Annotated in this window: 27 protein-coding genes and 1 tRNA gene; 11 read left to right on the top strand and 17 right to left on the bottom strand. The window is 29.4% G+C overall.

Annotated elements, in window-relative coordinates:
- Nucleotides 1–61 precede the first annotated feature (61 nt).
- Nucleotides 62–2,347, bottom strand: coding sequence for a beta-glucosidase BglX (gene bglX / locus FP421_RS08335; RefSeq protein ID WP_159949543.1), 2,286 nt, complete (start codon nt 2,345–2,347; stop codon nt 62–64).
- Between the two features lie 284 nt (nt 2,348–2,631).
- Between bglX and FP421_RS08330 the strand changes: the two genes are divergently transcribed.
- Nucleotides 2,632–2,967, top strand: a complete 336-nt coding sequence (locus FP421_RS08330) for a single-stranded DNA-binding protein (protein ID WP_159949530.1) — start codon at nt 2,632–2,634, stop codon at nt 2,965–2,967.
- A gap of 61 nt (nt 2,968–3,028) precedes the next feature.
- On the opposite strand, the gene FP421_RS08325 is transcribed toward FP421_RS08330, so the two are convergent.
- A tRNA-Leu gene (locus tag FP421_RS08325) sits at nt 3,029–3,110 on the bottom strand.
- A gap of 124 nt (nt 3,111–3,234) precedes the next feature.
- Here FP421_RS08325 and FP421_RS08320 point away from each other — a divergent pair.
- The 3 genes from FP421_RS08320 to pth all read left to right on the top strand — a co-directional run bounded on the left by FP421_RS08320 (nt 3,235) and on the right by pth (nt 5,544).
- Nucleotides 3,235–4,176, top strand: a complete 942-nt coding sequence (locus tag FP421_RS08320; protein WP_159949528.1) for a ribose-phosphate pyrophosphokinase — start codon at nt 3,235–3,237, stop codon at nt 4,174–4,176.
- A gap of 15 nt (nt 4,177–4,191) precedes the next feature.
- Nucleotides 4,192–4,794, top strand: coding sequence for a 50S ribosomal protein L25/general stress protein Ctc (locus FP421_RS08315; RefSeq protein WP_159949526.1), 603 nt, complete (start codon nt 4,192–4,194; stop codon nt 4,792–4,794).
- Between the two features lie 183 nt (nt 4,795–4,977).
- Complete coding sequence (gene pth, locus FP421_RS08310) at nt 4,978–5,544, top strand: aminoacyl-tRNA hydrolase (protein ID WP_236548089.1); 567 nt, start codon at nt 4,978–4,980, stop codon at nt 5,542–5,544.
- A 12-nt stretch (nt 5,545–5,556) separates the two neighbouring features.
- Here pth and FP421_RS08305 read toward each other — a convergent pair whose 3' ends face one another.
- The 7 genes from FP421_RS08305 to FP421_RS08275 form a co-directional block, all read right to left on the bottom strand.
- Nucleotides 5,557–6,090, bottom strand: coding sequence for a hypothetical protein (locus FP421_RS08305; protein WP_159949521.1), 534 nt, complete (start codon nt 6,088–6,090; stop codon nt 5,557–5,559).
- Nucleotides 6,091–6,162: 72 nt separating this feature from the next.
- A complete protein-coding gene (locus FP421_RS08300; RefSeq protein WP_159949519.1) occupies nt 6,163–6,612 on the bottom strand; it encodes a 6-pyruvoyl trahydropterin synthase family protein in 450 nt (149 codons plus the stop codon).
- A gap of 95 nt (nt 6,613–6,707) precedes the next feature.
- On the bottom strand, nt 6,708–8,210 hold the full coding sequence (locus FP421_RS08295; protein ID WP_159949517.1) for a GH3 auxin-responsive promoter family protein: 1,503 nt from the start codon (nt 8,208–8,210) through the stop codon (nt 6,708–6,710).
- Nucleotides 8,210–9,076 (bottom strand): M23 family metallopeptidase, encoded by an 867-nt coding sequence (locus FP421_RS08290; RefSeq protein WP_159949516.1) that lies wholly within the window; start codon nt 9,074–9,076, stop codon nt 8,210–8,212. Before FP421_RS08290 ends, FP421_RS08295 begins: the two co-directional genes overlap by 1 nt.
- Before the next feature lie 48 nt (nt 9,077–9,124).
- Nucleotides 9,125–9,709 carry a nicotinate (nicotinamide) nucleotide adenylyltransferase gene (gene nadD, locus FP421_RS08285; protein ID WP_159949514.1) on the bottom strand — a complete coding sequence of 195 codons (585 nt, stop codon included), beginning with the start codon at nt 9,707–9,709 and terminating at the stop codon, nt 9,125–9,127.
- Between the two features lie 154 nt (nt 9,710–9,863).
- Complete coding sequence (gene gmk, locus FP421_RS08280; protein ID WP_159949512.1) at nt 9,864–10,448, bottom strand: guanylate kinase; 585 nt, start codon at nt 10,446–10,448, stop codon at nt 9,864–9,866.
- Nucleotides 10,449–10,514: 66 nt separating this feature from the next.
- Nucleotides 10,515–11,381 carry a YicC/YloC family endoribonuclease gene (locus FP421_RS08275; RefSeq protein WP_236548078.1) on the bottom strand — a complete coding sequence of 289 codons (867 nt, stop codon included), beginning with the start codon at nt 11,379–11,381 and terminating at the stop codon, nt 10,515–10,517.
- Between the two features lie 189 nt (nt 11,382–11,570).
- Between FP421_RS08275 and upp the strand changes: the two genes are divergently transcribed.
- Nucleotides 11,571–12,224 carry a uracil phosphoribosyltransferase gene (upp, locus tag FP421_RS08270; RefSeq protein ID WP_159949510.1) on the top strand — a complete coding sequence of 218 codons (654 nt, stop codon included), beginning with the start codon at nt 11,571–11,573 and terminating at the stop codon, nt 12,222–12,224.
- Here the strand turns inward: upp and FP421_RS08265 are convergent.
- The gene (locus FP421_RS08265; RefSeq protein WP_159949508.1) at nt 12,219–13,148 is read right to left on the bottom strand and encodes a DUF6427 family protein; all 930 of its coding nucleotides are present in this window, start codon (nt 13,146–13,148) and stop codon (nt 12,219–12,221) included. The two genes, upp and FP421_RS08265, sit on opposite strands and share 6 nt — an antisense overlap.
- Before the next feature lie 41 nt (nt 13,149–13,189).
- Between FP421_RS08265 and FP421_RS08260 the strand changes: the two genes are divergently transcribed.
- Both FP421_RS08260 and trmB read left to right on the top strand, forming a co-directional pair.
- Complete coding sequence (locus FP421_RS08260; RefSeq protein WP_159949506.1) at nt 13,190–13,411, top strand: DUF6341 family protein; 222 nt, start codon at nt 13,190–13,192, stop codon at nt 13,409–13,411.
- A gap of 9 nt (nt 13,412–13,420) precedes the next feature.
- Nucleotides 13,421–14,092 carry a tRNA (guanosine(46)-N7)-methyltransferase TrmB gene (gene trmB, locus FP421_RS08255; protein WP_159949505.1) on the top strand — a complete coding sequence of 224 codons (672 nt, stop codon included), beginning with the start codon at nt 13,421–13,423 and terminating at the stop codon, nt 14,090–14,092.
- 57 nt (nt 14,093–14,149) lie between these two features.
- Here trmB and FP421_RS08250 read toward each other — a convergent pair whose 3' ends face one another.
- Nucleotides 14,150–14,551: a hypothetical protein gene (locus tag FP421_RS08250; RefSeq protein WP_159949503.1), complete on the bottom strand. Its 402-nt coding sequence runs from the start codon at nt 14,549–14,551 to the stop codon at nt 14,150–14,152.
- 118 nt (nt 14,552–14,669) lie between these two features.
- Between FP421_RS08250 and FP421_RS08245 the strand changes: the two genes are divergently transcribed.
- Nucleotides 14,670–15,005 carry an MGMT family protein gene (locus FP421_RS08245; RefSeq protein ID WP_159949501.1) on the top strand — a complete coding sequence of 112 codons (336 nt, stop codon included), beginning with the start codon at nt 14,670–14,672 and terminating at the stop codon, nt 15,003–15,005.
- A gap of 60 nt (nt 15,006–15,065) precedes the next feature.
- On the opposite strand, the gene FP421_RS08240 is transcribed toward FP421_RS08245, so the two are convergent.
- The 6 genes from FP421_RS08240 to FP421_RS08215 form a co-directional block, all read right to left on the bottom strand.
- Nucleotides 15,066–15,518 carry a hypothetical protein gene (locus FP421_RS08240; RefSeq protein ID WP_159949499.1) on the bottom strand — a complete coding sequence of 151 codons (453 nt, stop codon included), beginning with the start codon at nt 15,516–15,518 and terminating at the stop codon, nt 15,066–15,068.
- Nucleotides 15,519–15,779: 261 nt separating this feature from the next.
- Complete coding sequence (locus FP421_RS08235; RefSeq protein ID WP_159949497.1) at nt 15,780–16,229, bottom strand: hypothetical protein; 450 nt, start codon at nt 16,227–16,229, stop codon at nt 15,780–15,782.
- 379 nt (nt 16,230–16,608) lie between these two features.
- Nucleotides 16,609–17,052 (bottom strand): hypothetical protein, encoded by a 444-nt coding sequence (locus FP421_RS08230; protein ID WP_159949495.1) that lies wholly within the window; start codon nt 17,050–17,052, stop codon nt 16,609–16,611.
- Nucleotides 17,053–17,187: 135 nt separating this feature from the next.
- Nucleotides 17,188–18,957 carry an ATP-binding protein gene (locus FP421_RS08225; protein ID WP_159949493.1) on the bottom strand — a complete coding sequence of 590 codons (1,770 nt, stop codon included), beginning with the start codon at nt 18,955–18,957 and terminating at the stop codon, nt 17,188–17,190.
- A gap of 16 nt (nt 18,958–18,973) precedes the next feature.
- Entirely contained in the window at nt 18,974–19,420 is a 447-nt protein-coding gene (locus FP421_RS08220) for a response regulator (RefSeq protein WP_159949491.1), read from the bottom strand.
- Between the two features lie 6 nt (nt 19,421–19,426).
- Complete coding sequence (locus tag FP421_RS08215; protein ID WP_159949489.1) at nt 19,427–19,978, bottom strand: helix-turn-helix domain-containing protein; 552 nt, start codon at nt 19,976–19,978, stop codon at nt 19,427–19,429.
- A gap of 509 nt (nt 19,979–20,487) precedes the next feature.
- Here FP421_RS08215 and FP421_RS08210 point away from each other — a divergent pair.
- The 3 genes from FP421_RS08210 (at nt 20,488) to FP421_RS08200 (ending at nt 22,997) form a co-directional block, all read left to right on the top strand.
- Nucleotides 20,488–21,627 carry an Mrp/NBP35 family ATP-binding protein gene (locus FP421_RS08210; protein ID WP_159949487.1) on the top strand — a complete coding sequence of 380 codons (1,140 nt, stop codon included), beginning with the start codon at nt 20,488–20,490 and terminating at the stop codon, nt 21,625–21,627.
- A 4-nt stretch (nt 21,628–21,631) separates the two neighbouring features.
- Nucleotides 21,632–21,868, top strand: coding sequence for a NifU family protein (locus tag FP421_RS08205; protein ID WP_159949485.1), 237 nt, complete (start codon nt 21,632–21,634; stop codon nt 21,866–21,868).
- Between the two features lie 73 nt (nt 21,869–21,941).
- Nucleotides 21,942–22,997, top strand: coding sequence for an NAD(P)/FAD-dependent oxidoreductase (locus FP421_RS08200; RefSeq protein ID WP_159949483.1), 1,056 nt, complete (start codon nt 21,942–21,944; stop codon nt 22,995–22,997).
- The last annotated feature ends 9 nt before the right edge of the window (nt 22,998–23,006 follow it).

Below are 23,006 nucleotides of genomic sequence, written 5' to 3'. Positions count from 1 at the left end.
AATGAGTTACTAGAAAAAAGCTATCTTTAATAACTAATCTACATTTATAATGACTTCAAAATTACTTTAACTCAAATGATGTTTTCAAATCTGCAGTAGAATCTCCACCAACAAAAACTTCAAAATCTCCAGGCTCAACTATAAATTTTCCATGGTTAGTATAGAATCCTAATTCTGATTTCGTTAGTTTTAATGTAATGGTTTTTGTTTCGCCTTTTTTAAGTTCAACCAATTCAAAACCTTTCAATTCTTTTATAGGTCTTGTAATACTTCCCACTTTATCTCTTATATAAAGTTGTACCACTTCTTTACCATCATAATTACCAGTATTTTTTAAATCTACAGATACTTTTACCGTTTCATTTGCAGTATATACAGATTTATCTAATTTTAAATTTTTATACTCGAAAGAGGTATAACTTAACCCATACCCAAATGGATATAAAGGAGTGTTTTCTACATCACTATAATGAGACCAGAATACATTGTTTTTGCGATTGCTACCTCTTCCTGTATTTTTATAATTGTAGTAAATAGGAATTTGCCCAACGTTTCTAGGAAAAGTCATTGGTAATTTTCCACTTGGGTTGTAATCTCCATAAAGAACTTGAGCAATTGCATTACCCGTTTGTGTACCCAATTGCCATCCCATAACAATGGTAGGTATGTTTTCTTTTGCCCAATTAATCGTTAAAGGTCTACCCGCATTTAAAACCAAAACAATATTAGGGTTTACTTTATAAACAGCTTCTAACAATTCTTGTTGCAGACCAGGTAAATCTAAATTTGTTCTACTTCTTCCTTCACCACTTTGAAAACCGTGTTCTCCAAGAACCATTACCACAACATCAGCATTTTTTGCCGCTCGAACAGCCTCTTTTATTCCTTTTTTATTGGTTGTATTAATGTTAACCTCATTTACAAAAGCGGTTTTACCAATATATAGATCTACCCCTTTCTCATACTTTAATTTGTTTCCATTGTAAGCTTTCATTCCTTCATAAACACTAACGGCACTATGGTCGTCAGAAGCGAGTCTCCAACTACCTAATGGACTATTATCATCATCAGCTAAAGGACCAATTAAAGCTATTCTTTTTCCAGATTTTGCTAGCGGAAGTAATTGTGTATCATTCTTTAACAATACCACAGATTTTTTCGCCATATCTAGTACAGCATCGTAATTCGATTTTTGTCCGATTATAGCTTTTTCTCTAGCTTCATCACAATATTTATAAGGATTATCAAATAGACCTAACTCAAATTTTACTCTTAATATTCTTCGTACAGCATCATCAATTATGGCTTCTTTTACCTTTCTTTCGTTTACTAGGTTCACCAATTCGTTGATGTATACATATCCTTCCATATCCATATCTGAACCTGCTTTAGAGGCCAAATACGCAGCCTCCTTTTTGTCTTTAGCTTGTCCCCAAAAGATGGCCTCATTTATAGAAGCCCAATCTGATACTACAAAACCATTAAAGTCCCATTTGCCTTTTAAAATATCGCGTTGTAGGAATTCATTTGTACTTGCAGGAATACCGTTTAAGTCATTAAAAGCATTCATAAATGTTCTAACACCAGCTTCTTCTGCTGCCTTGAACGGTGGTAAAACAGTATTGTATAAGGTATTATTACTAATGTCTACAGTATTGTATTCTTTACCTGCCTCAGAAAAACCATAAGCAGCAAAATGTTTTGCACAAGCAGCTATGGTATTTACATCAGAAAGATGGTCTCCTTGAAAACCTATTACTCTTGCTTCTGCAATTTTACTGCCTAGATAAGTGTCTTCTCCGCCACCTTCCATAACTCGACCCCAGCGTGGATCTCTAGAAATATCTATCATTGGAGCAAATGTCCAAGTAATTCCTGCTGCTGATGCTTCTGTTGCTGCAACTCTTGCAGAATTTTTTATAGCCTCTAAATCCCAGCTTGCAGATTCCGCAATAGGTATAGGACTCAATGTTTTAAAACCATGTATGACATCGAAACCAAATAAAAGAGGAATACCTAACCTTGTTTCTTCAACTGCAATTTTTTGCAGTTCTCTTGTTTTTTTAACTCCCTTTACATTTAACATTGCACCAACCCAACCTTTTCTTAAATGATCATATTTAGTTTTTGCATTTCCTTCTTCAGGTACGGGTCCGGTTGCATCCCAAAAACCATTGTACAAATTCATTTGACCAACCTTTTCTTCAATTGTCATTTTAGCAATAAGTGCGTCAATTTTTTGTTCGTACATATTGTCATTTTTATTTTCTTGATTTTGATTGTTTGAACATCCAAACGAAAGGAAAATTATTAAACAAAAAGATAATAGTGTATTTATAGTTTTCATAAAAAATTGAGTTTGAGTCGTTTTTTTAACTTTAGGTTGTCTAAAGTAACCATACTTTTAGGATGCAAAAAATATATTTTGAAAAAGGTGAAAAATGTAGCATTTGCACTACATTACTATAAATAGATTTCTAAAACAAGTGTGTTTATTCAATTTCAAACGACTACAAACGACTACAACCGAAAGTAATTGCTTTGCAACCGAATAAAAGTTGGATGGTGTTTCATCTTTGCAGTGTCAAAACGAATTGACAAAAACGAATAATAATTTTTAAAACTTATCTTATGAATACGTTAAGAAACAAAGTACAGTTAATTGGTAGATTAGGTCAAGAACCAGAAATCGTAACTTTTAAAGATGGAAACAAAATGGCTAAATTTTCTATGGCTACAGATGACAGTTACAAAGACAAAGCTGGTAACAAAGTTGAGCGTGCTTATTGGCACAATATCATTATAAAAGGAGGTTTAGTAAACGTAGTTGAAAACTATGTAAACAAAGGTCAAGAGATTGCTGTAGAAGGTAAACTAACAAATAGATCTTATGATACTAAAGAGGGTGAAAAAAGATATGTGACAGAAATTTTAGTAAATGAATTATTGCTTTTAGGGGGTAATTAATGTTGGGAATTTGCTATGAAATCAAAAGCCTACTCAGAATCTGGGTAGGCTTTTTTATGTGTACTCAAGGTGGGAATCGAACCCACACTCCCGAAAGAACTGGATTTTGAATCCAGCGCGTCTACCAATTCCGCCACTTGAGCTATTGTTTAATAGGATTGCAAATGTATAAAATTATTTTATTTTAAAGTCAAAAAATAAATTTCAAACTCAATAAATAATTTCTACTTTTGTTCATTCACATCAATACAACAAAAACACATCTAAATGTCTACCTCTCAATTAGCACCAAAATTATTTGCTTGCAGACAAAGCACAGTTTTGGGCGAAAAAATAGCTAAAGCATACAATACAGAATTAGGAAAAGTAAAAACAACATATTTTAGCGACGGAGAATTTCAACCCGCTTTCGAAGAATCTGTGCGTGGTAGAAGAGTTTTTATTATTGGTTCTACGTTTCCAAATGCAGATAACTTGATGGAAATGTTACTGATGTTAGATGCAGCTAAAAGAGCATCAGCAAGACACATTACAGCTGTAATGCCATATTTTGGATGGGCAAGACAAGATAGAAAAGACAAACCAAGAGTTGCCATTGGTGCAAAATTAGTAGCGAAACTATTAGAATCAGCTGGTGCTACAAGAATTATGACCATGGATTTACATGCAGATCAAATTCAAGGTTTCTTCGAAAAACCAGTAGATCATCTTTTTGCTTCTACTATTTTTATGCCCTATATAGAAAGCTTAAAACTAGAAAACTTAACTATTGCATCCCCAGATATGGGAGGTTCTAAAAGAGCATATGCCTACTCAAAACACTTACTTTCTGAAGTTGTGATTTGTTACAAACAAAGAAAAAAAGCCAATGTAATTGGTCATATGGAAGTAATTGGAGATGTAGAAGGTAAGAATATAATTTTGGTTGATGATATGATTGATACTGGAGGAACATTAGCTCATGCAGCAAATTTAATGATGGAGAGAGGTGCAAATTCTGTACGTGCTATTTGTACACATCCTTTACTTTCTGGTGATGCCTACGAAAGAATAGAAAATTCTGCATTAACAGAATTAATCGTTTCTGACACTATTCCGCTTAAAAAAGAGACATCTAAAATAAAAGTTGTATCTTGCGCGCCCTTATTCGCGGATGTTATGCATAAAGTACAAGATAACACTTCGATAAGCGGACAATTTATTATATAATTTTAAAAAAAAGTAATGAAATCAATTACAATTAAAGGATCAAAAAGAGAAAGCGTAGGTAAGTCAGCGACTAAAGCCTTACGTAATGCTGGAATGGTTCCTTGCGTTATATACGGAGGAAAAGCACCAATTCATTTTTCAGCAGAAGAAAAAGCGTTTAAAAACTTGGTATTTACTCCAAACGTTTATACAGCAAGTATTGATGTTGATGGACAAAAAATACCAGCAATTTTACAAGACATTCAGTTTCACCCTGTAACTGATAGAATCTTACACGTAGATTTTTATCAATTATTTGATGATAAAGAAGTAACGATGAATATTCCTGTAAAATTAACAGGTACTTCTCCTGGAGTATTAAATGGTGGTTCTTTACGTTTTACAAACCGTAAATTAAAAGTAAAAGCCTTACCAGCTAATTTACCAGATTTTGTAACAGCAGATATTTCTAAACTTAAAATAGGAAATAAATTATTTGTTACCTCTTTATTCAATGATGATTATACATTTATGCACCCAGACAATACAGTAGTAGTTCAAGTTAGAACTTCTCGTAATGCAGTGGCAGAAGTTGAAGAAGAAGAAGAAGAAGCAACAACAGAAGCAGCAGCAGAATAAATTTTTGCTCAAAATTATATTAAAAAGCGTTACATGTTGTAACGCTTTTTTCTTGCTTTAAATTTATTTCAAATTCCAGTAAACTTTATTTACAAACTTATTTCTTCTTACTTTTGAAGAATGAATATTTTAAGGTTTTTGAAAGACTTTTTCGGTTTAAAAACAGAATCTAAAGAAGAATTGATGAAGAAATTTTTAATTGTAGGCTTAGGTAATATTGGAGAAAAATATGCGAATACACGTCATAACATCGGTTTTAAAATTGTTGATGAAGTAGCTCAAGAGCATAACGTTTCTTTTGAAACAGATAAATTGGGTGATGTTGCTAGTTTTCGATTTAAAGGGAGAATCTTTATCCTTTTAAAACCTAGTACATTTATGAATTTAAGCGGAAAATCTGTAAAGTATTGGATGCAAAAAGAGAAAATTTCTACAGAGAATACCTTAGTTATTACTGATGATTTAAATATCGACTTTGGTACTATAAGAGTCAAAGCAAAAGGGAGTGATGGTGGTCATAATGGATTAAAAGATATTCAAGAAAAATTAGGAACAAACAAATATCCAAGGTTTCGTTTTGGTGTTGGAAGTAATTACTCAAAAGGACGTCAAGTAGATTACGTTTTAGGAGATTGGTCTAAAGACGAAGAAAGTCAATTAATAGAGCGTTTACCAACATCAGCAAAAGTTGTTACCTCTTTTGGTACAGCTGGTTTAGCAAATACAATGAATACTTTTAATGGTAAATAATACGTTTGTTACTTATTTATTAAAACTGATTTTTAAATCTGCTTCTATAGTAGTATTAAGAGAAGGAATAGCTTCTTCTACAAACTGAGTTAATAATAACTTAGTCTCACTAATGCCAGAAACCGTTAGCTTTCCTGTTAATAACTCAGCATTTTGATTTGTAAATGAAATAGTGCCATCACTATTATCAACAGCATAGGTTCCTGCTTCATCAATAACAATAATTTGTTCATTAACAATGGGTGAACTTCCAATAGATGTTGTGGTAGTTTTAACAGCGTATTCTCCTTTAATAGAATAGGTGTCATCCGAATTAAAAATTAGATCTACTTGAAAAAGGCTACCAACACTATTTGCATTAACAACAAAAGGAAAACCAGATACTACTTCTGTAGTTGTTTTCGTATTTAAGGTCATACTTTCCATGCTATAGGTACCAATTAAATTTGCTTTAGATAATACAAAAATTGGTTCGTTATCACTACTATCACAACCTAGTATATTAAAAGCTAGAAATAGAACTAAAAAGTATTTTACTGATTTCATGTGAATATTTTTTTCAAATATAACTCATTAATATAAATGATATTGCGTTAAAAAGTTACTTTATAGTAAAAGTTAATTTTCACTTGCGTACCATTCTGCAAAACTAGTGTCAGTTTCTTGTAATTTAATGGAGTGTAATTTGATATTTTCTGGTAAACGACCTTTAATTTTTTTAGCAAAATCAATCACCATCATTTCACTTGTAGGCTGATAATCTACCAAAATAACATGATGCCCTCTGTCTTTCAACTCTTTTGCCAATTCTACATGAGGTGTGTTTTTATTAAACACAGTGGCATGATCAAAAAGGTCTACAACTTCTTCGTTTACAATCTTTTTTAAATCGCCAAAATCAATGACCATCCCAAATTTTACATTGGTATTGTCATTTATCGGTTTTCCAGAAACCGTTACAGAAAGTTTATAAGAATGTCCATGAACATTTTTACATTTTCCGTCATAACCATATAAAGCATGACCGGTTTCAAAATTAAATTGCTTTGTAATTCTAATTGTGCTCATTAACGTCTGTTTCTGTATTTGTTATAAAAGTAAACAATAACTAATGCTATTGCTAATCCTATAAATAAAAAATCTCCTCCCATGTTTTTATATTTTTATGATTCTTCAACTAAAAAATTGCTTAAAACGTCAGCAATTTTTCTATTATCAGATAATTGTGGAATCTTATTTTGTCCGCCAAATTTACCAATAGATTTCATATAATTATGAAATCCGCCTTTTTTAACTTTTCTAATCACAAGTGGTCGTAAAATTTTACCTTCAATCAAATCAAAATAATAAATATTTTGGGCTTGCATAGAAGCATCAACCTTAAGAGAAAATTCATCTAAATTTTTTGGTTCAGTTTCAAATTCTATGAACCATTCGTGGTAGGGTAAACCATTTTTTGGATTCACTTGAGGTGCTACCGTAAACTCACTAATATTAATGTCAGTACCTTGTATAGCATCGTTTAAAGCCTTTTCTACTTCTTTGCCAATAACATGTTCTCCAAAGGCAGAAATAAAATGTTTAATTCTTCCAGTAACTTTAATTCTATAAGGTTTTGTTGATGTAAATTCAACAGTATCTCCAATATTATATCCCCATAAACCAGCAGTTGTATTTAAAATGATGACATAATTTACGCCAATTTTTACATCCTTTATAGATATTCGAGTTGGGTTGTCATCAAAAAACTCAGTAGCAGGAATAAATTCATAGAAAATACCAGAATCTAATTGCAATAACATTCCTTTTTCGGTTTGCGAATCTTGATATGCAATAAAACCTTCTGAAGCAGGATAAAGTTCTATATAATCTATTTTTTTACCAATTAAGGTTTCAAATTTATTTTTATATGGCTCAAAATTTACGCCACCATAAATGAAGAAATTAAAATTAGGAAACAATTCTGAAACAGTTTTCCCAGTTTTTTCAATGAGTTTTTCAAAATACATTTGCACCCAAGAAGGTATTCCACTGATTACAGACATGTCTTCATTTAGAGTTTCTTCTACAATGGCATCTACTTTGGTATCCCAATCTTCAATACAGTTGGTTTCCCAACTTGGGAGTCTATTTTTCTGTAGATATTTAGGAACATAATGTGCCACAATACCACTTAAACGACCTAATTTTACTCCGTTTTTATCACTCAAAACAGGACTTCCTTGTAAAAAAATCATTTTGCCATCTACAAAACTGGCATCATTTTTTTCAGCGATGTAAAACAACAAGGCATTTCTTGCTGCTTTAATATGTGTTGGCATCGATTCTTTGGTAATAGGAATGTATTTTGCACCAGAAGTTGTGCCAGATGTTTTTGCAAAATAGAGTGGTTTTCCAGTCCAAAGTACATCAGATTCTCCACCTACAATTCTATCTACATAAGAACGTAAACCTTCATAATCTTGTACTTTTACATGCTTTTTAAAATCATCATAAGTAGCAATTTTATCAAAATGATGATCTTTACCAAAAGCAGTATTTTTTGCAGTAGCAATTAAATTTTTAAAAACCTTTTCTTGAGTTTTATGGGGTTTATTTGCCCATTTATAGACCTTTTTAGTGGCTATTTTGGCAAATGGTATGGCTAAGAGAGACTTGAGACTCATTATTTAAAATCGATAAAATTGGTTGGATTTACAGCATAACCTCCGCTCCAAAGTTCAAAGTGTAAATGTGGTCCTGTTGTTAATTCTCCAGTAGAACCTACTATGGCAATAACTTCGCCAGATTTTACAAAATCACCTTGTTCTTTCAATAAATTCCCATTGTGTTTGTAAACAGAAATATAGTTGTTACTGTGTTTTAAAATGATAACATATCCTGTTTCTGTAGTCCATCCTGAGAAAATAACGGTTCCGTCTGCTGTAGCTTTAACAGGAGTTCCTTTTTTGGCAACAATGTCTACCGCAAAATGATTTGAGTTACTATCAAAATCTTGCGAAATGTTTCCAGATAAAGGAGCAAAAAAGACAATATTTACTTTATTTTTTTTACTATTGATTAGTGAAAAACGCGTTTCACTATCAACTTTTTCTCTGAATAAAGAGTCTTCTTTGGTTGCATTTAGTTTACTTTCATCAATAAAGCGTTTTCTGGCTTCAACCTGAATAGAATCTATGCTTTCTGGTTGAATTTCTCCTGTTAAAACAGGTTTTAATGCTTTGGTATAATTTTCTAAAACGGCTAATTTTGTTTTTAGAGAATCTGCTTCAAAGGTTAGTTTTGCTGCTTTTCTTTTTAAAGCTGAAGATGAATACCCAGGAATGTATTCTTTTATAGGCGTAAAAGCAATGAGTATTGTAGTTAGGGCGATTAATAAAATTGAAAACACACCACTTAATACAAATACATTTAATCTAGAAAGTTTCAATGAAAAACGCTCTTCGAATGTGTTTTCATTTAAAACAACTAACCTGTATTTGTCTGTCAGTTTTTTTTTGAGTTTTCCTTTCTTTTTATCCTTTTTTGCCACAAAATATTATTTGATGTTTCACAAATATACAACGAATTTTAAGTGAAACTATTTTCTGTAAAAATTCATTTCGTCTACATATTCCCAAACTTCTTTAGTGAGTAATGGTTTTATGTTTTTTTGATCTTTAATTCCGTTTCGAATCATTGTTGAAGAAATTTGGACAATAGGTGCATCAACCTTGTGAATTTTTGGATGATTTTTAAATTGATGTTCTATAATACCGTCTGCAATTCTTGGATAGACATAAATATGATGATGTTCTAAAATCGTCTCATAATTTTTCCATTTATGAAAACTTTTTAGATTGTCTTCTCCCATAATCAGACAGAATTCATGTTTTGGATAAACATCAGAAATATGCGCTAAAGTATGTACTGTATAATTGGGTTGAGGCAATTTGAACTCAATGTCTGAAGGTTTAATTTTTGGGTAGTTTTCTGTAGCTCTATATACCAATTCAAATCGATGATGATTTTCTAGCAAAGAATTTTTCTTTTTAAACGGATTATGAGGGGTTACCACCATCCAAATTTCATCTAAATCTGAATATTCAACCATGTGATTGGCAATAATGAGATGGCCAACATGAATTGGGTTGAACGTGCCAAAATATAAACCAATTTTGTTCATTTTTTACTTTTAATGTTCTCGATACAATTTTTTCATACTTCAAAAATCACTCGAACTGACAACACTTTTATCAAGTTCTAAAACAAACTGTCACTTCGAGTGAAATTCTTTTTTTAAGAATTTTGTATCGAGAAGTTTTGTTTTAAATATCTTCTTATTTTTCTAACTCCAAAAATTCATCAACTAAATCTTCAGCTTCTTTTAGTGCTACATCTAATTCGTAATTTTTGATGATTTTATCAAATTGAGGAGCAGTAGCCAATTCTACTGAAGCTTTTGCAATTCGCATATTAATTTTGTCTTCGCTTTCTGTTGAGCGTTTTTTTAATCGAATTTTTAGCTCATCTACGCTTGGTGGTTTAACAAAAACAGATAATGTTTCTTTTGGAAACTTCTTCTTAATTCGTAATCCGCCCACAACATCAATGTCAAAAATTACATGTTTTTTTTGAGCCCAAATACGTTCTACTTCGCTTTTTAACGTTCCGTAAAAATTATCTCTGTACACTTCTTCCCATTCAAGGAATTCATCGTTTTTAATTTTACTTTTAAAGTCTTCTAAGGTTATAAAATAGTAGTCTTTACCGTGTTTTTCAGTTCCTCTAGCATCTCTAGAAGCACAAGAAATAGAAAATTCTAAATTAAACCTTTCTTGTTTTAATAAATGACGAACAATTGTTGTTTTTCCTGAGCCTGATGGTGCAGAAAACACAAATAATTTTCCTTTAAAATCTGACATATAATTTTGTTTTTAGTTAGTAGTTTTTGGTTGATAGTTTACTAGTAACTAACAACCAAAAACCAACTAAAGCACATTTAAAATTTGTTCTTTAATTTGTTCTAGCTCGTTTTTCATTTGAATTACTGCTTTTTGCATTGGTGCAAAATTGGCTTTAGAACCAGTGGTATTAATTTCTCTTCCCATTTCTTGAATGATGAATCCTAATTTTTTTCCGTTAGAATCTGGTGTTTCTAAAGTTTGTAGAAAATAATCTAAATGATTTGCCAAACGTACTTTTTCTTCGTTGATATCTAATTTTTCTAAGTAGTAAATCAATTCTTGCTCAAAACGATTTTGATCTGTTTCTACTTTTAATTCTTCAATAGCTTTTTGTAAACGCATTTTTACATTTTCAATTCGGTCTCCATCAAGCGCCTTTACTTCTTCTAAATAAGTTTTGATATTAGCAATTCTTTCTTTAAAATCTATTTCTAAAGAGGCAGCTTCATCAATTCTGTATTGCACAATTTCTTTGATGGCCATATCGATTCCTTTTTCTATTTCTGCCCATTCATTGTCATCTAATTCTTCACGTTCCGTTTTTAAGGCATCAGGCATTTTAACAGCCATTTTTAGCAATTCTACATCATCAGAAGTACCTGTTTGAACAACGTTTCTAAGTTGTTGCATGTATTCTTTAACAACTCCATGATTTACAGTTGTAGAGGTTTCATCCGCAGTCATTTCTACAAAAATTGAGAAATCTACTTTACCACGAATTAAAGCACTTGCTAGTTTTTTACGAACAGACAATTCTTTTTCTTTGTAATAAGAAGGAATACGAACGTTTAAATCGAGGTTTTTACTGTTTAACGATTTAATTTCTATGGTTACTTTTTTGGTAGGTAATTGTAATACAGACTTGCCATAACCAGTCATAGATTGAATCATAAAATCAACGTTTAGATGAGCAACAAAGATACTTTATTTGTTGAACAAAAAAAGAGTTTCAACATATTGCTGAAACTCTATTGGTTTGGGTTGTTAACTTTTGGTTGCTCCACATAAATATGGAAATTAAGCTGCTGCAATATACAAATACTAAATAGTTTATTAAATTTGTTTTTATAATATGCTAAAATGATTATTCATCACATCCAAGAAAATAACTCTATTTTAAACAAATTTATCTCAGAAATAAGAGATGTAACTATTCAAAAAGATTCTCTTCGGTTTCGAAGAAATATTGAAAGAATTGGTGAGGTTTTAGGTTATGAGTTGAGTAAAGAATTGTCTTATACAAATGTAGATATTAAAACACCATTAGGAACAAGTAGAGAGAAATTAATTAGTAATGATGTAGTGTTATGCTCGATTTTAAGAGCAGGTTTGCCTTTGCATCAAGGGTTGTTAAATTATTTTGATGATGCAGAAAATGGCTTTATTTCTGCATATCGTCATCATCCAAATAATAATGCTGATTTTGAAATTGTTGTTGAGTATTTTGCTGCCCCAACTATAGATAATAAAACGTTATTATTAGCAGATCCAATGTTGGCAACAGGTCAGTCTTTAGTAGCAGTTTTAGAAGCAATTAAAAAATATGGTGAACCCAAAGAGATTCATATTGTATCGGTTATTGGTGCTAAAGATGGAATTGAATTTATTAAAGATAAATTTCCAAAAAACACACATTTGTGGATTGCCGCTATTGACGAAGAATTAAACGATAAAGGGTACATTGTACCTGGGTTGGGAGATGCAGGAGATTTGGCTTTTGGTGAAAAATTATAGCCAGAAAAACCCTACAATTGCCAAAATAATTAAGCCAAAAAAGAGTCCATTTTTTATCATTTTTTTCTGAATTACTTCAAATCCGTTTGCAATAATTACAGATGCAGGTAAGGCTAAAAAAATTACTTCAGAACCATCTTTATTGGTAATTAATAACGCATAAACAACAGCAAGTATTAAATTAATAATTAACAATTGCCAACTTCTTTTAAAACTGTTGTTTACAGACAATGCCTTAGGTGATTTTAAAAAGATAGAAAATATAGATAGTAAAAGAAGTGTACCAAAAATCCAAATTGTAGCATCTTCTGCATAAATTAGTAATGGAATTATCGGATCAAAAGAAAAAAGAGCTATAAAAACATCAATAGTATCATACCAAAATAGATACGTGAAATAGATAATTAACGGTGTTATAAAACCAACAACAGGTGTAATTATATTAGATATTGTTACTTTAAGCTGAAGAATAACAGACACAATAATCAATAAAAAAAACACAATTGAAATAGGTTCTAGAATAAACAGAATACCTAGCCAAAAACCACTATCAAATAATTTTTGAATGACACTTTTTGAGGATCGCAAACTATAGATTTTTCTTAAAAAAAGAAGATGAATTAAAAGCAGAATCAACACATTAAAATCTAGGAGTTTAGAAACAAATAGAATGCTAATCAGAATAAAAATAAAGAAAGCATAAGAATGATCAAAAGTGAGTTTATTCTTGGTTGTTATAAAGTTGAAAAAAAAGAAAATAGTCAGAAATAAAAATAAGAAACCAATAATATCTAAAACTTTTATCCAGCTAAAACCATCATTAAAATAAGATGTAATTGTAGCGATAAGAAAGAAACAAAGAAAGAAACCCAAATAGATGATAAAATTTATAGGTTTAGATTTCTCTAAAAAATTGGCTAACATAGTTTCTTTTGTTATTTTTGCATTGTAAAGATAATTAAGTTATGATAGCAAGCAATATTTTTAGATGGATTGGTAGTTTATTTACAGATTTACTTTTTCTACCTTTTGAGTGGTTAAGGTTAGATTTGGCATTATCTGATTTAGGATGGTGGACTTCTAATGCTATTAACTGGGGATTTCTTTTAGTGCTTCTTGTTCTTTTTGCATATTGGATGAAAGAATCTGCAAAGTTCTTAAGAGAAGGAACAGAAGACAGAGCTTAATTTTACGTCTTGGGAAGCAAAAACAAATTAAAACGTTTCAAGGAAAATGAAACGTTTAAAAATGTCATTCAACCTACAAGAGAAGAAGTAATTACTAACTTTTCTTACAAAGGGAAATGGCATTCTTTTTTTGGTAACGATAATCCTATTGTTGTCGAATTAGGCTGTGGAAAAGGAGAATACACCATTGCTTTAGCTCGTAAAAATCCGAATAAAAATTTTATTGGAATTGATATTAAAGGTGCTCGTTTTTGGAGAGGAGCCAAAACAGCTCTTGAAGAAAACTTAGAAAATGTTGCTTTTGTAAGAACTCAAATAGAATTAGTTGATTTTATTTTTGCCGAAAAAGAAGTTTCTGAAATATGGATAACTTTTCCAGATCCACAAATAAAATACAAACGCACCAAACACAGAATGACAAATTCTGACTTCTTAAAAAAATATCATCAAATTTTAAAAGAAAATGGTTTGGTAAATTTAAAGACTGATAGTGAGTTTATGCATGGTTATACCTTAGGTTTACTGCATGGAGAAGGGCATGAGGTTTTGAATGCAAACCATAATGTATATAAAAATGAAGGATCTCCAAAAGAAGTAACTGAAACGCAAACTTTTTATGAGAATCAGTATTTAGAGGTTGGTAAGCCAATTACTTATATTCAATTTAAGCTAAAATATTAAAATCATCCTATCTTAATTAAGATAGGATGATTTTTTTTTAACCCTCTTTTGTTTAATTTATTCTTTAATTTTCACAAACTTACCAGACCAAGTTAAACCTTGTAAATTAGATTCATAAGAGATAAAGTTACCCTTTTTTCTAACTACTTTAGTTGTCATTTTGGTACCAACACCAAAAGGTAAATCTTTTTTCTGTATCTCTACAATTTCAAGCATATAATGATGGTCTGTTAACCATTTTATTTTGGCTTTGATATACTCTTTATTAGGGTGGTATTCTGTATAAGTATTATTCTTAAACTCTACAATAACATCACAACTTGCATTGCTATATTTGTATTTTCCGTCCTCGATAGATTTTTCTGTTCTATCAATGTTGTTGTCAAGGTTTTGAGCCTCTATATTTAAAGTAAAACCTATCAACAACAAAACAATCAATCTGTAAATTAATTTTTTCATGGTTTCTAGTATTTAAATTGTATTCTAATTTAATCTTTTTAATTCATTTTAAATATGATAAATATCATAGTTTAATAAACTACGATATTTATCATAATTTCTTTTGTATTTTCACAAGGTGAAAAATCAGGATAATTTTTTTGAGAAAGTCTATCAGGTAGCACGTTTAATTCCTTTTGGTAGAGTTACCAGTTATGGGGCAATTGCCAAATATTTAGGAGCAGCACGTTCTGCAAGAATGGTAGGTTGGGCTATGAATAACTCAGGAAATCAAGAACCTCAAGTTCCAGCACACAGAGTGGTAAATAGAAAAGGAATTCTTACAGGAAAACATCATTTTGACGGCACAAACCTTATGCAACAGTTATTGGAAAGTGAAGGGATTGTAGTTGTTGAGAATCAGATTCAAGATTTTGAGAATATTTTTTGGGATCCTATAAATGAGTTGTCTTAAAATAAAAAATCTCATCAAAATTTTGATGAGATTCTAACTATTACATATAAAATAGATAAGTTATTTTACTTTTTTGAAACTTCCGTTTCCGGTTTTATTATTTAAAACAGAAGTGTAAAAGTATTGATTTCCTTCAATTTTTATAATTTCAGCAGTTAATTCACTACCAACTTTTAATGGAACATTTCTTTTTTCCATATCTACTATAATTAATTTGTACTTATATTTAGATTCCCAATCAATTATAGCTTTAATATATTCTTTATCAGGATGGTATTCGTAGTAATAACCATTTTTAAACTCTACTAAAATTTCTTTTTCTTTAAATTTATAAGTGTATTCTCCATCTTTTAATATTGGACTTTCTACAACCACACTTTTTGCTAAAGTATATGTTTTTGAATACGTGTTGATCATATTGCTACGAACTCTTTCTTGAGAAAATGAAATTTGGGAATTAAAAAAAATTAAGAATAAGAATACAACAAAATTTAGAGTTTTTGAACTTTTCATGATTAGGGGATTTAATTAGGGTTTTTAAATTATGCAATAAATATAATAAATTTTTTTTAAATGTAAGGTAAAGGTTTGTTTATAAGATTAGTAAGCTTTTGATAATTTTAGAGAATGATAAGGATTACAATAAAATTCAAGATTTAGAAAAACTCTTTTTAGAACTCAAAAGGTAAGTTATTCTATTTTTTAAAATTAAAGTAAAAAAAAATCTCATCAAAAAATTGGTGAGATTTTAGTGATTAAGTTTAAAAAAGTAAGTTATCTTATTTTTTTGAAACTTCCGTTTCTGGTTTTATTATTAAAAACAGAAGTGTAATAGTATTGATCTCCTTTTACTTTTACAATTTCAGCTGACAGTTCACTGCCAATTTTTAAAGGAGCATTTCTTTTTTCCAATTCTACTACAATTAATTTGTATTGATATTCAGATTTCCAATCAATTACAGCTTTGATATATTCTTTACCTGGATGATATTCATAGTAATAACCATTTTTAATCTCTACAAAAATATCATTTTCTTTACATTTATAAGTGTATGCTCCGTCCTTTAATATAGGACTTTCTACAACTACACTTTTTGCTAAAGTATACATTTTTGAGTATGTGTTTATCATATTTTCACGAACTCTTTCTTGAGAAACGGAAATTTGAAAATTAAACAATATTGATAATGAAACTAGACCTAATATTTTATATGGATTTTTCATGATGGACAATTTTAAATTAGTAAAACAACTTCTATACCCTCAAATTTACAACCGATATCTACTTTTTTTGTTACACAATTTTTTCTAATTGTTACAAGATTTTTATTTAAAATTAATAATGCTGGGTCTATTGTTTTTTTAATTTAGAATACATTAAAAATTTAATAAGAGATGTAAGTAATTACTTTTAAAAAACGAGAAAGTCTAACAATAAATATTAGAAGAATTAATGCAGCAACTTTTAGAAATAAACTAATTACTGTGCTAGAAAATTAAATTAAAGATTTTTAGCACATGCTTTAAAGCCCAAAAAAACTAAAATAAAAAATAGCTCATCAAATAAATGATGAGCTATTTTATGAACTATTAAAAGAGCATTTTACTCTTTTTTAAAGTTACCTGTCCAGGTTAAACCATTTAAATTAGATTCGTAATAATATTTATTGTTTTTAACTTTTATTATTTTAGTATTTAACTGTGTTCCTTTTTTAAATGGTAGGTTTTTCTTGTTTATATCTGTAATAGTAAGGCTATACTCATTTTCAGATATCCAATTAATTTTAGCCTCAATAAATTCATTATTTTCATAATTTTCTTTATAGTAACCATCTTTAATCTTTACTAAAACTTCTTTGCCTTTACAAACGTATGTGTAGTTCCCTTCAGTTAAAATAGTATTTACTACTTTTTTGTTTTTTGGGATAAAATTATTTACTGACGTTTTTTTTAAATTTGTATTTATAGCTAAATTTTGAGACCAAAAACTTTGAGAGTTTAATGATATCAATAAAACGAGACCTAATATTATATGTAAATTTTTCATGACAGAGGGTTTTATATTAATAAAACAATTTCTATATCTCAAATTTACAATCTAGATTCACTTTTTTTGTTATACAATTTTTTCTAATTGTTATAAGATTTTAAAAAGTAGATTTATTAAACAGTAATTTTATGGTTAGTTTTTTATTTTCGGGAAAAAAATTTCAAAAGTAGCTCCTTTATTTACTTCTCCTTCCGCAAAAATATAGCCTTGGTGATTATCTACAATTTTTTTACAAATAGACAATCCAATACCTGTTCCAGAATATTCTCCTCTGCTGTGGAGTCTATTAAAAAGCGCGAAAATTTTTTCGGCATATGCTTTGTTAAAACCAATACCATTATCTTTAAAAGTTAACTTATGATAGTATTTAAATTTTGGATTTTTAATTTTAGAATAATTTATCGCTTTTACTTTAGAGTAGGAGATTGATATATTTGGTACAGTATCATCTTTACTATATTTTAGAGAATTGCTTATTAAGTTTATAAATAATTGTTCTACTTGAAAAGGAATTGCGGTAATTATAGGAATTTTATCAGCAGTTATTATTGCTTGTTTTTCTGTAATTAATTCTTCTAATTCCTTGTTAGCTTTTTCTAAAGCAATATTCATATCAGTTAGTTCTAGAACTTCTTTAGGTTTGGTTACTTTAGAAAAATGTAATAAGTCGTTAATTAATGCACGCATTCTTGTTGCAGAATTCTTTATTTTTAGTAAATACTGCAATCCTTTTTCAGATAAATTGTCTGTTTCTTTATCTTCTAATCGAGATATAAATGTTTGAATTTTACGAAGAGGTTCTTGAAGGTCATGACTAGCTACATGGTTAAAAGAATTCAACTCTTTATTTTTACGTTCTAATGTTCTATTTCTTTCTTCTAACAATTTGTAATGATCTATTTCTTCAGTTATATCTCTAGTTGTTCCTAAAATTTTAGTCCCTCCATATTTATTTGTGATAATTTTACCAAATGTTTTAAAATGAGAGATTTCACCATTTTTTTTAATAATTCTGTAATAGACAGGAGGAAGGTTTTTTGCTACCAACATCATCTTTATTTGTTTTCTTAATTTTTTTAAATCTTTAGGATGAACAAATGCCATAAAGTTTTCTGAAGTAGGCGCAAAAGATTGTGGTTTTTCTCCTAATAAACGATATAAATTGTCTGAAAATTCATATCTTAAATCGTCTAAAAACAAAGACCAATTACCATGTTTACACGCAATTTCTGCTTGGTCTGAAGCTGTCTTAAAGATTTCTAATGACTCATTTTTAGATTCGAGTTTTTTTAAATTTTTACTTGTTCTAAAATAGGTGTATAAGACAATTATTAGTGTTATTATTAAAATAACATATATAATAATAGGGGTATTTATTAAACCATTATAACTTTTTTCTTTTTGAAAATTTAATATTTTTTCTTCATATCTAATAATATTTGAAATCTCATATCGAATAGCCTCTATCTTTTTATTTTTAATGAAAGCCAAATTAAACTTAGTTGGGTTTAATTCTCCCTCTTTTAAACTCTTTAAAGTTTTGTTGTAAAAAACTAATAATTTTGGTATTAGAATATTAAGTTCTTTTAATTTTTGTTGATGTGTAGAATCATTTTCTGTAAGGGCTTTTAGTCTTGTAAAACTATTATCTAGTTTCTGTATATTTTTATAAAAAGGTTCTTCAATATTATTATTAAAAATTAAGTATTCTTTTAAATTATTTTCTGCAGCTGTTAAATAATGATGTGTTTTGTTTAATTCTGTAATAATTTTAAAAGTATGCGATACTTTATCATAAGATTTAATAAGATCTTTTATGTGTGTGTATGAGAAAATACCTACAACAACAATTATAGAAAAACTAAGAGAAAAAGTAAAATTTAAGATTTTTCTGGAGGTCATAATTTTAAAAATTATATTACAAACGCAATAAAAAATTATCCTTGTTTAAATTACTTGTATCGTATTGCCAATTAATTGTTACAATGTTAGATAGTGTTTTTTTTAGTTTCTTATAATCATTAGGTTTTTTAATATAAATATTTGCACCTAACACAAAAGTGTCTTCGATATCTGCTTCAGATGCAGAGGTAGAATATATGGCAATTGCAATATCTTTGAAATAATCGTCTTTTTTAATTTCAGACAAACACTCTACACCCGATTTTTTTGGCATATTTAAATCCAAAAAAAGTATACTTGGTAATAAATTACTTTTATCATTTAAATAATTCATTAACGCTACTCCATCATTAAAGGTTTTAACCTTGGTCTTTATTTTTAACTCATCTAAAGCATCTGTAAAAAATAATCTATCATCCTCATCATCATCTGCTAGTAGTATGTAAATTTCTTTTTCTTGCATATTTAATTATTTTAGGGTTCTTCTTTTAGTAATTATTCTTTGAAAAGCTGAAGGAGTAATGCCAGTAGTGTTTTTAAATTGGGTACTTAAATGAGCTACGCTAGAATAATTTAATTTATAGGCAATTTCTGTTAGTGTTAAATTGCTGTTTGTAATTAGTTGTTTTGTGTATTCTATTTTGTGTAGAATAATATAGTTTTCTATAGATGTAAATGTAACCTCAGAAAACAGGTTAGATAAGTACCCGTAACTTTGGTTTAGTTTTTCTGATAAATACACAGAACTTTTTACATGAATATCATTATCGTTATTATAAACCATATCTATAATAGTGTCTTTAATTTTTTGCACTAGTATAATTTTTTCATTTTCAATAATACTACAGCTATATTCTTTAAGAGAATTATTTAAATGAGTTAGTTTTTCTTTAGAGATTTTCTCTAAAAACTCTACTTCACCAAAACTTAACATTTTATATTTAATATCAAGATCGCATAATTTTTCCTCAAGAACTTTGTTGCAAAGTGCTGTAAAATCAAACGTAATAAATATTTTCATATTTAATTTTTATGATGATTTATATTAAGACTATAAAACTTTATTAGAGTATCATAATAAAATATTTATGAAGAATCGTTTAATTCTTCACTTTTATAAAACCTCTATTTCTTTATTTATTTTTTAAAATAAGAAGAGCAGAAATATTTACCATCTTTTTATTTATGATAAAATTTCTAGTACTTTAATTTCCCAGCTATTATTCAATATAATAATAAGTAAATTTAAGATTTTTAGAAAATGAATTTGTCCTTAGAAAACCGCTTTTGAAATTAAAAAGCAAAAATAGTAGTACAACTAAACATTTTGGGGGGATAATGTTTTTCATAGATTATATATTAAAAGGTATTTTTACATAAATCTAAGAAAAAATAATAAAAACTACAAGCTTTATTTTTTTTAACTTTTAAGAGTATTTTAATAGTACTATTTGAAGCAATATTTCCTTAAGAATATTTTTACAAGTATCTTTGTAATTTAGAATAAATCCTAATAAATTAAAACCTAAAATGAGTTTTAAAAAACAAGATATATATAACGCGTTAGAAACAATTACTGCACCTGGAGAAGGAAAAAGTTTAGTTGAAAACAAAAATGTAACGAATGTAGTAATTTTTGGTAATGAGGTAAATGTAGATGTTACAATCACTAATCCAACATTACAAGCAAAAAAGAAAATTGAAACTGAAATTGCAAAAGCAATCAAAACAAATGTTTCTGAAGAGATTGATGTAAAAATTAACGTAAAAGTTGAGAAACCTGCACCAAAAGAAAATCCAAATCAGATTAGAGGAAAAGAAATTCCGAACATCAAAAACATCATTGCAATTGCATCTGGTAAAGGAGGTGTAGGTAAATCTACAATCACAGCAAATACTGCTATTTCTTTAGCAAAAATGGGCTTTAATGTTGGTGTTTTAGACGCAGATATTTACGGTCCATCACAGCATATTATGTTCGATGTTGAAAAATCTAGACCACTTTCTGTAAACGTTGATGGGCGTTCTAAAATGAAACCTGTAGAAAATTATGGAGTTAAATTATTATCACTAGGATTTTTTACAAATCCAGATCAAGCAGTAATTTGGCGTGGACCAATGGCATCTAAAGCGTTAAAACAATTGATTTTTGACGCAGACTGGGGAGATATAGATTTCTTGCTTATAGATCTACCTCCAGGAACAGGAGATGTCCATTTATCAATAGTACAATCTTTACCAATTAATGGAGCTGTTGTAGTAAGTACACCACAGAATATTGCTTTAGCTGATGCTAAAAAAGGAGTAGCAATGTTTCAACAAGAAAGCATTAATGTTCCTGTTTTAGGAATCATTGAAAATATGGCGTACTTTACACCAGAAGAATTACCAAACAATAAATATTATATCTTTGGTCAAGATGGCGCAAAAAATTTAGCCGAAGATATTAAAACTCAATTCTTAGGAGAAGTACCATTAGTACAAAGTATTCGTGAATCTGGTGACGTTGGTCACCCAGTTGCACTGCAAGAAGGAACCGTTTTAGAAGAAGCTTTTAATAATATCACTAAAGAAATGGTTTCACAATTGTTAAAAAGAAACAAAAACCTACCACCAACAGAAGTTGTTAGAATTACAACAATGAGTGGTTGTAGCGCAGTTAAAAAGTAAAGTTATGACAGCACAAGAAACATTACAGAATGTAGAAAAAGCATTAGATGAAATCCGACCTTTTTTAATGAGCGATGGTGGCAATATTAAGCTTTTATCTATAGAAAACGCTATTGTAAAAGTACAATTAGAAGGCGCTTGTACAGGCTGCTCTGTAAACCAAATGACTTTAAAAAATGGTGTAGAAGCCACGATAAAAAAATATGCGCCACAAATAGAAGAGGTTATTAATGTAGCTTAGTTTATATGTGACTTTTGTCACATATCCTTTTCTCTAAAAAATCTACTTTTGTTTTTTTTATATTTTTAAATTAATGATTACCACAGACATTCTTATTATTGGTGCTGGCCCAACAGGATTATTTACCGTTTTTGAAGCAGGATTATTAAAACTACGTTGTCATTTAATTGATGCTTTGCCTCAACCTGGAGGTCAGTGTTCTGAAATTTATCCCAAAAAACCTATTTACGATATTCCTGCTTATCCAGAAATTTTAGCAGGCGATTTAACGGATAAACTAATGGAACAAATTAAACAATTTGAACCAGGTTTTACGTTAGGAGAACGTGCAGATACCATAGAAAAACAAGAAGATGAAACCTTTATTGTAACTACAAATAAAGGCACAAAACATCAAGCAAAAGTAGTGGCTATTGCTGGTGGTTTAGGTAGTTTTGAACCAAGAAAACCACCCATACCAAACATTGCAAATTTTGAAAATGCTGGTGTGGAATACATTATTAAAGACCCAGAAGTTTACAGAGATAAAAAAGTAGTAATTGCTGGTGGTGGAGATTCTGCTTTAGACTGGTCTATCTTTTTAACAGATGTAGCATCTTCTGTAACATTAATTCATAGAAGAAACGAGTTTAGAGGCGCTTTAGATTCTGTAGACAAAGTACAAGAATTGAAAGATGCTCGTAAAATAGATTTAATTACACCTGCAGAAGTGGTAGGTATTGCTGGTACAAATCATGTAGAAGGTGTTTCTGTTATTAAAAAAGGAGGTGAACCTTTTATGATTGAAACAGATCATTTTATCCCACTTTTTGGGTTATCACCTAAATTAGGACCTATTGCAAATTGGGGCTTAGAAATAGAAAAAAATGCCATTAAAGTAAACAATGCTTTAGATTACCAAACCAACATACCAGGTATTTATGCCATTGGCGATGTAAATACGTATCCTGGTAAATTAAAGTTGATTTTATGCGGATTTCACGAAGCAACTTTAATGTGTCAAAGTGCATACAAGCGCATTTTTCCAGATAAAAAATATGTAATGAAATATACTACAGTTGGTGGTGTAGATGGTTTTGATGGCTCTAGAAAAGAAGCACCAAAAGCAGTAGTTAAAAAGATTGAGTAATCTACAAAT

This window comes from Polaribacter septentrionalilitoris, assembly GCF_009832745.1.
GTDB classification, from domain to species: Bacteria; Bacteroidota; Bacteroidia; order Flavobacteriales; family Flavobacteriaceae; genus Polaribacter; species Polaribacter septentrionalilitoris.
This window is presented reverse-complemented; position numbering and strand designations above follow the sequence as displayed.

Excerpts from the sequence above, each read along its gene's own strand:
- bglX (WP_159949543.1), bottom strand. The coding sequence starts at position 2,347 with ATGAAAACTATAAATACACTATTATCTTTTTGTTTAATAATTTTCCTT.
- FP421_RS08330 (WP_159949530.1), top strand. The coding sequence starts at position 2,632 with ATGAATACGTTAAGAAACAAAGTACAGTTAATTGGTAGATTAGGTCAA.
- FP421_RS08320 (WP_159949528.1), top strand. The coding sequence starts at position 3,235 with ATGTCTACCTCTCAATTAGCACCAAAATTATTTGCTTGCAGACAAAGC.
- FP421_RS08315 (WP_159949526.1), top strand. The coding sequence starts at position 4,192 with ATGAAATCAATTACAATTAAAGGATCAAAAAGAGAAAGCGTAGGTAAG.
- pth (WP_236548089.1), top strand. The coding sequence starts at position 4,978 with ATGAAGAAATTTTTAATTGTAGGCTTAGGTAATATTGGAGAAAAATAT.
- FP421_RS08305 (WP_159949521.1), bottom strand. The coding sequence starts at position 6,090 with ATGAAATCAGTAAAATACTTTTTAGTTCTATTTCTAGCTTTTAATATA.
- FP421_RS08300 (WP_159949519.1), bottom strand. The coding sequence starts at position 6,612 with ATGAGCACAATTAGAATTACAAAGCAATTTAATTTTGAAACCGGTCAT.
- FP421_RS08295 (WP_159949517.1), bottom strand. The coding sequence starts at position 8,210 with ATGAGTCTCAAGTCTCTCTTAGCCATACCATTTGCCAAAATAGCCACT.
- nadD (WP_159949514.1), bottom strand. The coding sequence starts at position 9,709 with ATGAACAAAATTGGTTTATATTTTGGCACGTTCAACCCAATTCATGTT.
- gmk (WP_159949512.1), bottom strand. The coding sequence starts at position 10,448 with ATGTCAGATTTTAAAGGAAAATTATTTGTGTTTTCTGCACCATCAGGC.
- FP421_RS08275 (WP_236548078.1), bottom strand. The coding sequence starts at position 11,381 with ATGATTCAATCTATGACTGGTTATGGCAAGTCTGTATTACAATTACCT.
- upp (WP_159949510.1), top strand. The coding sequence starts at position 11,571 with ATGATTATTCATCACATCCAAGAAAATAACTCTATTTTAAACAAATTT.
- FP421_RS08265 (WP_159949508.1), bottom strand. The coding sequence starts at position 13,148 with ATGTTAGCCAATTTTTTAGAGAAATCTAAACCTATAAATTTTATCATC.
- FP421_RS08260 (WP_159949506.1), top strand. The coding sequence starts at position 13,190 with ATGATAGCAAGCAATATTTTTAGATGGATTGGTAGTTTATTTACAGAT.
- FP421_RS08250 (WP_159949503.1), bottom strand. The coding sequence starts at position 14,551 with ATGAAAAAATTAATTTACAGATTGATTGTTTTGTTGTTGATAGGTTTT.
- FP421_RS08240 (WP_159949499.1), bottom strand. The coding sequence starts at position 15,518 with ATGAAAAGTTCAAAAACTCTAAATTTTGTTGTATTCTTATTCTTAATT.
- FP421_RS08235 (WP_159949497.1), bottom strand. The coding sequence starts at position 16,229 with ATGAAAAATCCATATAAAATATTAGGTCTAGTTTCATTATCAATATTG.
- FP421_RS08230 (WP_159949495.1), bottom strand. The coding sequence starts at position 17,052 with ATGAAAAATTTACATATAATATTAGGTCTCGTTTTATTGATATCATTA.
- FP421_RS08225 (WP_159949493.1), bottom strand. The coding sequence starts at position 18,957 with ATGACCTCCAGAAAAATCTTAAATTTTACTTTTTCTCTTAGTTTTTCT.
- FP421_RS08220 (WP_159949491.1), bottom strand. The coding sequence starts at position 19,420 with ATGCAAGAAAAAGAAATTTACATACTACTAGCAGATGATGATGAGGAT.
- FP421_RS08215 (WP_159949489.1), bottom strand. The coding sequence starts at position 19,978 with ATGAAAATATTTATTACGTTTGATTTTACAGCACTTTGCAACAAAGTT.
- FP421_RS08210 (WP_159949487.1), top strand. The coding sequence starts at position 20,488 with ATGAGTTTTAAAAAACAAGATATATATAACGCGTTAGAAACAATTACT.
- FP421_RS08205 (WP_159949485.1), top strand. The coding sequence starts at position 21,632 with ATGACAGCACAAGAAACATTACAGAATGTAGAAAAAGCATTAGATGAA.
- FP421_RS08200 (WP_159949483.1), top strand. The coding sequence starts at position 21,942 with ATGATTACCACAGACATTCTTATTATTGGTGCTGGCCCAACAGGATTA.